Annotated in this window: 7 protein-coding genes; 1 reads left to right on the top strand and 6 read right to left on the bottom strand. The window is 55.8% G+C overall.

Features of this window, described 5'->3' with window-relative positions; translation table 11 throughout:
• Positions 1–328: 328 nt before the first annotated feature.
• The 4 genes from ABSG47_RS18090 to ABSG47_RS18105 form a co-directional block, all read right to left on the bottom strand.
• Positions 329–3,946 carry a DUF7948 domain-containing protein gene (locus ABSG47_RS18090; protein WP_424171114.1) on the bottom strand — a complete coding sequence of 1,206 codons (3,618 nt, stop codon included), beginning with the start codon at positions 3,944–3,946 and terminating at the stop codon, positions 329–331.
• A 274-nt stretch (positions 3,947–4,220) separates the two neighbouring features.
• Positions 4,221–6,629, bottom strand: coding sequence for a protein kinase domain-containing protein (locus tag ABSG47_RS18095; RefSeq protein WP_424171116.1), 2,409 nt, complete (start codon positions 6,627–6,629; stop codon positions 4,221–4,223).
• Between the two features lie 49 nt (positions 6,630–6,678).
• Entirely contained in the window at positions 6,679–7,245 is a 567-nt protein-coding gene (locus ABSG47_RS18100; protein WP_424171118.1) for an ECF-type sigma factor, read from the bottom strand.
• 53 nt (positions 7,246–7,298) lie between these two features.
• A complete protein-coding gene (locus tag ABSG47_RS18105; protein ID WP_424171120.1) occupies positions 7,299–7,628 on the bottom strand; it encodes a hypothetical protein in 330 nt (109 codons plus the stop codon).
• A gap of 434 nt (positions 7,629–8,062) precedes the next feature.
• Here ABSG47_RS18105 and ABSG47_RS18110 point away from each other — a divergent pair, with 434 nt between their 5' ends.
• A complete protein-coding gene (locus ABSG47_RS18110) occupies positions 8,063–8,320 on the top strand; it encodes a hypothetical protein (protein ID WP_424171122.1) in 258 nt (85 codons plus the stop codon).
• A gap of 722 nt (positions 8,321–9,042) precedes the next feature.
• On the opposite strand, the gene ABSG47_RS18115 is transcribed toward ABSG47_RS18110, so the two are convergent.
• Complete coding sequence (locus ABSG47_RS18115) at positions 9,043–9,960, bottom strand: nucleotidyl transferase AbiEii/AbiGii toxin family protein (protein ID WP_424171124.1); 918 nt, start codon at positions 9,958–9,960, stop codon at positions 9,043–9,045.
• On the bottom strand, positions 9,917–10,747 hold the full coding sequence (locus ABSG47_RS18120; protein ID WP_424171126.1) for a group II intron maturase-specific domain-containing protein: 831 nt from the start codon (positions 10,745–10,747) through the stop codon (positions 9,917–9,919). Before ABSG47_RS18120 ends, ABSG47_RS18115 begins: the two co-directional genes overlap by 44 nt.
• Positions 10,748–10,864: the final 117 nt, after the last annotated feature.

A 10,864-nucleotide genomic window follows, 5' to 3' on the forward strand; every position in this document is an offset into this window, starting at 1 on the left:
CGTAACTTCTCCTTCATGACCGGCTCCCTTCCGCTTGTGGCTCTGAACTGCGCGTCCTTCGGACGCTCACAGCTTAACCCACGGTCGGCGGCATCGGCGCCGGTCACTCCATACTGACTGTTAGCGACAGTTGCCGTCGATCCGTAGGGAAGAGTTCGTTTGGTCTGGAAGAAACCCGAGGACAATAATACGTCCAGGATTAACGCGACGGTCTCGACCCTTGCTGTCTCCAACGAGTACCGGCGAACGTGAAAGAGGGATGGGCCGATGAATCGGCCCATCCCTGCGATGTGACTCAGTGTTCCAATGAACCAGATGCGTTTGATCGTTACTGCACAGTGAGGGTGAAGGAAGCGGTCTGCGACAGACTTCCCGAAGTAGCCGTAATGGTGACTGTTGATGATCCCGCAGGCGTTGCGCCGTTAGGCGGAGTGGTGGATTTGCTGCCCCCACTGCATCCGGACATCACGTGCATTGCCCCCATCGCTAACAGGACCACGCCCAGCGTCCGCAGCCATTGAGCTCCGCGCCTCCGGTTCATGAAACCTGGCCAGAAGAGCAGTGCGAGCATCGCGCCGGAACCCGCAAGACCTATCTTCGCCATGCTTCCTGAGTGCGTCATTCCCCGGTCCACCGCGTTGCGATCGAGCGATGCGACAGAGGTGGACACCCCGGTGGCAATGGTGAGGGTTGTTGTTGCGGCCGTTCCGCTGGGAGTGACAGTGGCAGGGCTAAAGCTGCAGGTGGAGTTTGCCGGCAATCCCGAACAGGCGAACGTAGTCGCAGCACTGAAGCCATTGTCGGGAGTGACGGTGACTGTAGTAGGTGTCGTTGCACCACTGGCAATGCTGGCGCTCGACGAGGACAGAGAGAGCGTAAAGCCGGACACTGGTGCTGTGACAACAACGGTGACGGCTCCGGAGATAGACGGTGCGTTGCTGGCATCTCCCGCGTAGCTGGATGTGATGCTTTGGGAACCCGCTGCCAGTGACGTAGTGGTAAAGGTTGCCACTCCAGACGCGTTGAGCGTGCCGGTGCCCAATGAAGTAGTGCCATCCAGGAAGGTAACGCTTCCTGTAGGTGCGGCGGTACCAGTCGTGCCTGTTGTCGTCGAGGTGAAGGTGACGCTCGCTCCGGGGGCCACGCTGGCGGATGACGCAGCGAGGGTGGTTTTCGTCGCCGTCGGTGCTGGCGGCGCAACAACTGTAAGGGACTGTACCGCTGTGGTATTCGGCTCATATTCAGCATCGCCCGAATAGGCGGCGGTGATGCCATAGGTGCCCGCCGTCAGCGAACTAGTGGTGAAGGTGGCAGTGCCCGAATCATCAACCGTGGCAGTTCCCAACTGTGTGGCCGGACTCGTGACGGTGTTCGTGAAGACAACCGTGCCGGTAGGTACGGGCGTGGTCTGCGAAGGGCTGGTAACAACAGCCGTGAAGGTGATGGGGCCACCGGCGTAGGCAGGAGATGGGCCGATGGTAAGGGCGGTCGTGCTGGGTGTGAGCACCGGCGATATCTTTCCGAAGTAGGCACGGTAACCAGCGCCAACGGACGTATCTGAGTAAACGCCCGAAGACGAGACGAATGTCCCATTATCAGCGCCGTAGCCGACGAAATAGATATTGCCAGTGGTGTCCAGCGCAAAACCGCCACCCGCGACCGGTTCATCACTTTCGCTTGCTGTGGTAGCCAGACTGGCGAGATGGGTTCCAAACTCCAACTGTGAGCCATCGGCAGAAAACGTTGCAACAAAGATTTTGTCGCCTCCGCCGTAATACCCTTCAACCGGATTGACAAAATCACCACCGCCAAACCTGCTCTGGCCGTAGATGTAAACACGCCCCTTAGCGTCAAGCGCGATGGCTTCGGGGTTGCCATACTCCCCTTCGGTGTTATCGCCGCCGTAGAGCGTCGACCATACATATGCAGTTCCGGTGGGGTTGATCTTTTGTACGAAGCCCGTCGGATTGCACGTTCCCGAGTTACTGAACACTGTGCAAGTGGTCTGGTAAGCGCCTTTGGTGGTTGGGAAGTCGATGGTACTCGAGAATCCGGTGACATACACGTTGTTGGAACTATCCGCAGCGAGGCCTTGTACTTGTTGCTCGGCGGAGTTGCCAATCGGGACCTCGGTACCTCCAATGTAGGTGGAGTAGAGAAGCGAGGCAGACCCTGCCTTGGTGGTGTCGAATGCACTGAGGAAGGCGGTATAAGCTGCGCAATTGTCAGAACTGGCGGTGGACACAGTGCAAGTGGGTCTTACGACTCCTGGGGTCGTTGGGAAGTCCGCGGCCAGCGTCTGTCCGCCAAGGTAGGCAATGCCGTTTGGTCCGACTGCAAGAGCATACGGTTCAGAGGTAGGAAAGAATCCTGACGTGTTTTGCGATCCGATGAGCGTTGAGTAGAGCAGTGTTTTTCCATCCGCGCTCAGTTCCGAAAGGGTGGGGACCTGCACACCGATTCCATACTGCTGGTAGGCGCCAGAGGTCACCGGAAAGGGAACGTTGGGACTGTTGGGATAATAATTCGAAGCGGTTTGAGCGAGTTGAAGGTAGCCGGTGAAGTAGATATTGCTCGAGCTATCCAGCGCAAGCTGAACCGGATATACCGCGTATGTGCCACCAAAGAATGTTCCATAGAGAATCGCCGAGCCAGTGGGATTCAGCTTTACGACGAACATCACCGGACCATTGTCACCATATCCGTTGATAGTGGTGGAATCGCATTCTGATATTTCGACGGAATTCGAATAGTAAGGCTGGCAAAGGCTCTCATACGCATTCGCCGTAATGGGGAAGTCATTCGAGCTGGTTGCTCCGAGGACATAGGCATCGCCGGCAGCATCCGCAACAACCGATTGACCCGATTCCTGGCCGCCGCCGCCATGCAGATAGGTGGAATAAACCAGCGATGTGCCGTCGGCGCTGATCTTAGTTACAAACGCCGATGTCTGCGCGCCATCATTCGGACCGCAGCGTGTAATATTGCCGCTGGCCGCCGCGGAATAGGTCTGACACTGTGTCTGCAACGCCCCGGAAGTGACAGGAAAATCCAGATCGCGGGTATAGCCAGTGATGATGGTCTCACCTGAGGCATCAACGGCCATTCCATTCGGCACAGTACCCACACTGCCCGTACCCAGCGTGCCGACGAACAGCAAGGTTGGATCGATAACCAATTCCCGGCTTTTGTCATAAGCGCCAAGATTGAAGGTTATCTGCTTGTCTTCTGCAATGGCGAAGCTTCCTTCGACAGGCTGGTGCTTGCCGTCCTTGATCTGGTAGACGACTGGTTTTTCGAAGCGGACATCGGTTCCGTCCACAGGCAGAATGAGATCGCCATTGTCAGCGAGATGTGGCGTGGCGCCGTCGAAACTCAACCGGATGGCTGCCGGATCAGCGCCGGGCGCGACCACAAAGTCATACTCCAGGCGACCTGTCTCCCCGTAATAAACGAGGTCTACGCCGGGATACACCTTATCCAGGCGAACCTTTCCGTACATGGGCACATTGCGCTGCCACTTCTCAGGATTTCTGCTCGTAAAATAGTTGGCTTTTCCCGGCAGAAGTTCTTCGCCGGTGGTGCGCTCCGCGGCGTTGGCGCCCCTCAGGTTCATGCGAAGCGCCAGAGAGGTAATCTTCTTCTGCTCCATCTTCCCGGGCGTGACTGGAGCGACTTTGTTGAGTTCCAGGACCGCATCGTGACCCGCCAGAAATAGCGTGTACTCCGGTCCATGCGCCAGCCACTGCACATCCTTTGAGGTCTGGCCCATGTTCGGTTCAAAGCTGAGAGGCAGCCTGCTGTAGTTGACTGCGGCCTTAGGCGGTACGACGGCGGGTTTGGCAACGGAAGCTGCGGCAGGGGAATTGGATTGGGCATTGGCCGCAATGCCGAGGAAAGAGAGGCACAAGGCGGCTAATATGCAGTATGGGGCTTTTTCGTTCATGGCGAGTCTCCTGTATGGATCGCGCCAGAAGTTAAAGAACTGCGTCAAGGTATTTCAATTATTTTTCATGGGCGCCTGCTTAGACCTCCGCCCCTTTACCGAACACCCTGGAGCTTCAGTCGTTTCCAGTCTTGTGTCGAAGAGCAGTTCCTTCTCGACGCCGGCTTTGCCAGCCTTGCACTTTGCCGTGAGGATGCAGGCAAGGAATAGCGAAAAGTTGTATTTCAAAGCGGGAGAATATCCAGTTGTGGTGCTTTCCTGCGTCAGCTCGGAACTACTTTGCCGCAAGTTTCGCCTGAATGTCGGCCAGGAACTGATGAGCATCCGCATCCGTCTTCTTTCCATACGCAGAGACGCCGTTGCTCAACAGGTTCGCGGCGATCTCTGCATGCGGCAATGCATCCCGGTAACGTTGCTCGCCAGCCAGCGCACGCGCCCAGACCAGGTGTGTGACGCCAAACCCGCGAGACGTGGGCGCCACCTTTCCTGTCTGCATCGTGACCCACTCCTCCGCGGTCTTCTCCGCATCGCGATAACGTCCTACCTCGGCATAGGCATTCGCTAAGAAATAAAGAGCGTCTGCCATCTGAGAGTTGTTTCCCAGTTTTCTCCGCGCCGGCATCGATCTCTCCATCGCGTCGATGCCCTCGTTCGCCCGACCGGCCTTGGCGAGTACTCCCAATTGGTCCGCCTGCACCCCCAGATATCCCTGGCTATCCGGGCCGGAACATCGGGAGTAGCTGTCCAGCGCTCGTTTGTAGTAGTCCAGGCTCCCGTTCCAATCGCTATCGAGATTGCGGATCCAGCCCAGTTCGCCATAAACTCTCGCTTGATCGCAAAGCGCTAGCGGATCCTGAGAGTAAAGACTGAGTAGTTCTTCGTAGATTTGCTGTGCTTCGCTCATTCGTCCGCGAATATCCAGGCCGTCGGCCAGGGCATACATCGCCACGGCTGTCTCGCGGGGTGGCAGATTGTGAGCACGGGCATCCGCCACGGCGGACTGGAGCAAACGCAGATTCTCCTCGGTGCGGAGTCCGATATTATCCCGGTTGGATGCGTAATACATCGCACTCCAAACACGCACCGAAGGCGAGACGCCGCTTTGCCCAGACAAAGCCAGTGAATGTGCGGTCAACGCTGCACCGGCGTTTATCTCACCTTGCACATAAGCAATTTCTCCGGAAAAAGCCTCCGATTCTGCCTCAGCGTTAACGTCTCCCGAAGCCTTCGCGCTTGCGATGGTTTGCGTGAATACCTTCCGTGCACTATCGAGATCGCCGTTTTCATACATCGACTCTGCAAGTCCCATCTGCGCCTCACGGAGGTCGGTTGGATCTTTGATATAATCCGGCAGCATCCTCACTCCGAGATCGAGCAGATCCGGAACGGTCGCGGTTGCCTTGCCGGTGTAATTGGAGTTCGCCAGCTTGAACATTCGGTACATGAAGGTCTGCATGCGCAATGCGCGCTGGCCCTCACGCAGGGCCTCCTCTTGTCGCCATCCGGCATAGGTCAGCGTTCCCGCCAATGCGAGCAGCGCCAACGCGGAAACTGCCACGCTACGATAGTTTCGCCGCACGAACTTGCCCACTTTGTAGAGAGTCGTCTGTGGCCGGGCCAGCACAGACCGGCCTTCAAGGTACCGATTTATGTCGTCCATCAGCGAATCTACCGACTGGTACCGATCACGAGGCCTGGGCCTCAGACACTTGGCTGTAATCGTCGACAGGTCCGCATTCAGCCATACGCTGCTGTCAGAGTTCGATGCCGCTCGGTGCATCGCGGCGTCGCCCGTCAACACTCTCGGCAGGCGTTCCGGCTCCTCTTCATTCATCGCTCGTTCGATCATGCCGGCGATGGAGGTTCGATCTCCCTGCCTTCGTCCAGCCAGCAGTTCGAACAGGATCGCCCCCAGCGAGTACACGTCACAAGCGGTGGTCACCGGCTCATTACGAAGTTGTTCCGGGCTTGCGTAGGCCGGCGTCGCCATGATCGTCGTCGTGAGCAAGCTGTCCGGTCGGATCAGTTTCGATGTGCCGAAATCAAGCAGCTTCACCGTGCCTTCGGCCGTCACAAGAATATTGGAGGGCTTGAGGTCGAGATGGACCACCAGGTTGCGGTGTGCATACGCGACTGCGTCACAGACCTGGAGAAACATCTGCAGCCGTGCCGGAATTCCAAGATTCCGTTCGTCGCAATACACGTCGAGATGAAGACCCTCCACGTATTCCATGATCAGATAGGGCTGCCCGTTCTCGGCAAGGCCCGCGTCCAGCATGCGCGTGATATTGGGATGATCCAGGGACGACAGGATATGTTCTTCGCGGTGAAACCGTTCGATGAATGAGGGGCCCGCCGCATGGGGCGCCAGCACTTTGAGTGCGGACCGCTGCACAGTGCCCCCCATCATTCGCTCTACCAGATAGACAGAACCGATGCCGCCTGACCCGAGGTGCTGAAGCAGCGCATAAGGACCAATCTTACCGCCCACGGGGAGCACACTTTGGGGCGCATCCTCAGCAATTTCGACACGGGCTGCCTCGAAGAGAACCATCGTCCGGCGTCGAAGTTCCGGATCAGGACACTCCTCCGCCAGCACCCGTTCGCAGTCTTCCTCGGGGGTAGCCTCAACAAGATGAAATAGAGCTTGCAGTTGTTCCCAGTGTTTTGCGTCTTGTGGCATTCGTTTACTCTCTGGGTTGGCGCGAAACAGAGACAAAGTGCTTCATGCATTAGGCCGAGTGAAGGCGGTCGTACAACCAGCCACGCAGGAATCTGAGATCTCGATCGATGCTGGTCTTTGAAGTGTGAAGCAGTTCAGCCGTCTCTTCCGCCGTGAATCCAAGGAAAAAGCGAAGTTCGATCATGCGGCATTTGCGCGCATCCAACGCCTCCAGTTCTTCCAATGCGCGATCAAGATCCATGATCTCTGCGCTTTTCGCGTCAACCCAGGCTAGTTTTTCATCCAGCGGGACTGAAATTCCACCGTTGCGCTTTTGTCGCCCTTCGGAGCGGGCATGATCCACCAGGACTCGACGCATGAGGCGTGCAGAAAGGCTATAGAAATGCCCGCGGTCTTCAAATCTCAAACTGCGCTGGCGTATGAGTTTCAGGAATAACTCATTCACTACACTGGTAGGCTGTTGCAGGCATTCCGGACGCTCCCCTCGAAAAAGAGCACTGGCAATCTTTCTCAATTGCGGATAGACGAGTTCGAAAAGGGGCTCGATTGCCGCAGCATTGCCCTCACTCCACTCATGGAGCAGCACCGTGATTTCACCCGGTTGATCGGCCGACATCCATCCCCCCCGGGGAAGCCCTGAATCCACCCAAGAATAAGAGTATATCTGCATTATTTTGACGATTGGCACCCGCCGAAGATAAAATCATGGTGACGATCAGCGATGAAGACGGAGGCTTGCAACCCGGTCGAAGCTAGATTCCCGTCTCGTCTGCGATTTGAATCCAGCGGGCCAAATAGTTTGCTGAGCGAAGCCGAAAGGTTGCGAAGTCGACCAGCTTCGCCAATCGCCATCACATGGCGCGCATCTTCCGATCTGTCATGGGCATGACGCCAATCGCCTACCGTGGGTCGCTGTAGATAAGTCGCCCATTTATTCAGATCATGTTCTCGCCGACTGCTTTCCGTCGCGAACTTCGGATCACGAGAATTCATCGCCAAGACGGAGTCGCCCTCCTCTGCTTACCGCCTCGTGATGGTGCCTGAAGCGATTTCAAAGAGCGCATCATCGCCAATGCGCTCACTGAGGATGGAATTAGCCCCACTAAGTTGCCTTGTGGGAAGCGATCCCGGTTATTCCCGGATGACGGGAAATCCTGAAACTGACTCGCCACCCGTTTTCGCAAACATTGACGGAGCTCATGGCGGACTGGTACTTCTGGTTCTACCTGTAATGCTGACTAACTCCTCCACGACCGACCGCGCCCTATCGCCCCGCCTGCGGGTCACGGGCGTTATTACGCCCATTCTGATTACCCACTCATCAGGTGGTGCCGGCGTGTAACCCTTTCTTCCAAGCAAAAGCCAGCAGCCACCACGCATCGCGTTGGTGGCTTTTTCATTGCCCGCAATCATTTCCGCCGAAAGGAGCCGCTATGACCTGGAAGTTTCATGTACACGCAATCGAACAACGGAGGCTGTTCTCACGCATTCTTCAGATCCTCGAAAGCCAGATGGTCAGCATCTGCTCCTTTGCCGGTGAAGCGAACAGCAAAGGGATTTGCGTTGTCTTCGTAGTCTCGTCCGAACAGGACAAGGCGTATCGCATCGAAGCGCTCCTGCATAAGCTGGAAGATGTACGCAGCGTGTCCATGCAGCACACGGCGGAGAAAAGGATCAACCATATCGTGTAACAAAACCCCCTGAAACAGGGGGTTTTGTTACACGGTATAGCCATATCAACTTGCACTTTGCTTGCAGTGGATGCAGCGCTATTGGTGGCTTGATCTTATTGCGGGCGGATGGAGCCGCGCTGAATCCGGTCCTCGCCAAACTCGGACGTGCTGAGGCGGATCAGGTGAACATTAGTCACGCTGCCACCGCTGTAAACCGCTTGTTGATCGTTGGCCGCCCTCCGAAATTTGCAAAGTCCTTCGGAGAGAACGCCCAACCACCTTCTACTCCCATTGCCCCGTAAATGATTTGTTCTTCAATGGTTTGACTCATATCACCCCTGCCGATCCTGTAAGAAAAAATACCACTATTTTCTTTCGCTGGGAGTGCAATATTGACACGGCTTCCTGCGAGCTTTCACTTGCCTTTTCCATACGATACCCGTAAAAAATTACGTGTATTGTAAGTATTTAGCAAGTCTCCTCGTTTCGTCCCGTGTGGGCCGTTTGTCAGAAAAATGCAGCATTTTTCTGACACGATCATCATGCCTCGTCAAGGAACCAGCCTGAAAGTTCCTTCTCATCTGCGATGTATATCGAAATAGCAGCGGGATGACGCATGACGTTCTTGAACCAAAGCGAGTGAGTTCATGTTGAAATATCCGCGGCCAGAGTTGAACTCGGAAGCCATCAACTTCCGAGCTCCTTCCGAGCTCTTCAAGACCGTTGATTTTGACTCAGACTCATGGCGCGGGCGCTTGATTGACAAGGGCTTCGAAGGACTCTATTGAATGGATCACGGTATTGAAATTGGAAACGGGTCCAAAGATCATCTCCGCCATCTTGTCGTAGTCCCGACGAAGAGCGTCGAGCATTCCGTGCGTAGGAGTGAGAGCGAACTGCCCAGGAACTGCGCTCTGTAAGTCGTAGTCAGGGCGGTTGAAAAACATTCGTGCATGACGGCTGCAATCGATCGCCAATTCAAGCGTCTCCAGTGCATGGTCACGCAACGGCGATTCAACCAGACGGTGGACGTCATAATAATGACGGGTGATGCGCTGGCCTTCCTGTCGCACTTCTCCTCGAATCTCGAACCAGCTACGCAAGCCGTGCAGGATAACGACCTTATCCCATAGAGTACGGTCCGCTTCGACAGTTGTGACGTTAGCAACGGAAAAATCAACGTCTCCAAGTTCGTCGGTGATATACGGCGCAATAGTCCTCGCTCCATTCGGATCGAGCGCGGACTTAGCACCGGACTCGATGCGGACCGCGGGTCGGACATAGCCATCATCACGCGCGCCGGTTACACTCGGATACCAAAGCAAGAGAGTCTGCTGATCGGCGTCGTCGGGATCAGATTCAAGGCGAGCTGCATCATTCGGTGTGCCAGCCGTACCGAGTGTCTCAAACAAGACCTTTCCGATATTGTTTTGCAGGTCGTCATTGATGTACTTCCGGCAGCTATCGCGGATAGCATCCAGCTTCGCGCGCCGCTTTTTCCCTGTCATTGCTTCGAGTTCTTCAATCGTAGCGCCCTGTCCAAGATCATCACGAAACACTGTGACATGTAAAAGTAGGCGGGGAGCGCCGTATCGCTTTACAGCGACCGGTTTCTCACCGCCTCTTCCCGAACCGGACTTGCGGCTTTCGTTCCGCATCCGGCTCTCCGGAAGACATGATGAAGTTAGGCTTCCCTATCCATGCGAGGCGGTACCGGCAGACTGGAGTCAGTGAGAGCAAAAACTGCTCCATTGTTCCCTCCTGCCAGACATTGCGCGTGCGCCGAAGCTGGCTTGGCCTACGACTGGCCAGTATCTCGTGCGCTGACGCCTTTGGGCGTTTATACCGCAACCAATGCCATATTCGGTCTCCGATATACCAGTCGAGGCTGGTATATACATCACCGGCGTAGGCGCAGTAGCGGTAATAATTCGCCCACCCGCGAAGGATGGGATTGATCTCTTTGAGCTTTTCGCCAAGGCTGACGAGGGTAGTGTTACGCCTTGTCAGTTGCTTGATCCGTTGACGTAGGTCAGCGGCCTTTGCCTTTGGAACTTCAACGCGTGTGCCGAAGCCATAGCATTTGTTCCAATGTGCGCCGAAACGGAATCCGAGGAATTCGAATCCGTCCGTCAAGGCTGTAACCTTTGTCTTCTCCTGTGACAGTTCCAGGCCGGTGTTTTCACGCAGGTAGTCAGCTAGAGCGGATTTCTCCGCTAATGCGTCTTCCTTTGTGCCTGACACCAGCAGGATAAAGTCGTCGGCGTAGCGCACGGGTAAGAACACACAACGACCAGCTTTCCGATCACTGCTACGTGCACTTCTTGCTGCCGCAATCCCGTCTTTTGTTCGACAGGAGTAGAGTTTCGTGCGGTGATCCACCCACCTCTCGTAGCGTTCTTCGATTGCGCTGAGCACAATGTTAGATAACAGAGGAGAGATCACTCCCCTTACGCAAAAGGTAATTTTGGCCGTCAGTCTTGCATGGCGGTAGATTGCCGCCTTGCGGAGGGCCTTGTTGCGGGATTGGAATGCTATGGCGAATCGTGATGGTGTCGTCTC

This window comes from Occallatibacter sp., from assembly GCF_049510455.1.
Lineage (GTDB): Bacteria > Acidobacteriota > Terriglobia > Terriglobales > Acidobacteriaceae > Telmatobacter.

Bases quoted from the DNA above. Each gene is read 5' to 3' on its own strand.
- ABSG47_RS18110 (WP_424171122.1), top strand. From the start codon at position 8,063: ATGACCTGGAAGTTTCATGTACACGCAATCGAACAACGGAGGCTGTTC.
- ABSG47_RS18100 (WP_424171118.1), bottom strand. From the start codon at position 7,245: ATGTCGGCCGATCAACCGGGTGAAATCACGGTGCTGCTCCATGAGTGG.
- ABSG47_RS18090 (WP_424171114.1), bottom strand. From the start codon at position 3,946: ATGAACGAAAAAGCCCCATACTGCATATTAGCCGCCTTGTGCCTCTCT.
- ABSG47_RS18095 (WP_424171116.1), bottom strand. From the start codon at position 6,629: ATGCCACAAGACGCAAAACACTGGGAACAACTGCAAGCTCTATTTCAT.
- ABSG47_RS18115 (WP_424171124.1), bottom strand. From the start codon at position 9,960: ATGCGGAACGAAAGCCGCAAGTCCGGTTCGGGAAGAGGCGGTGAGAAA.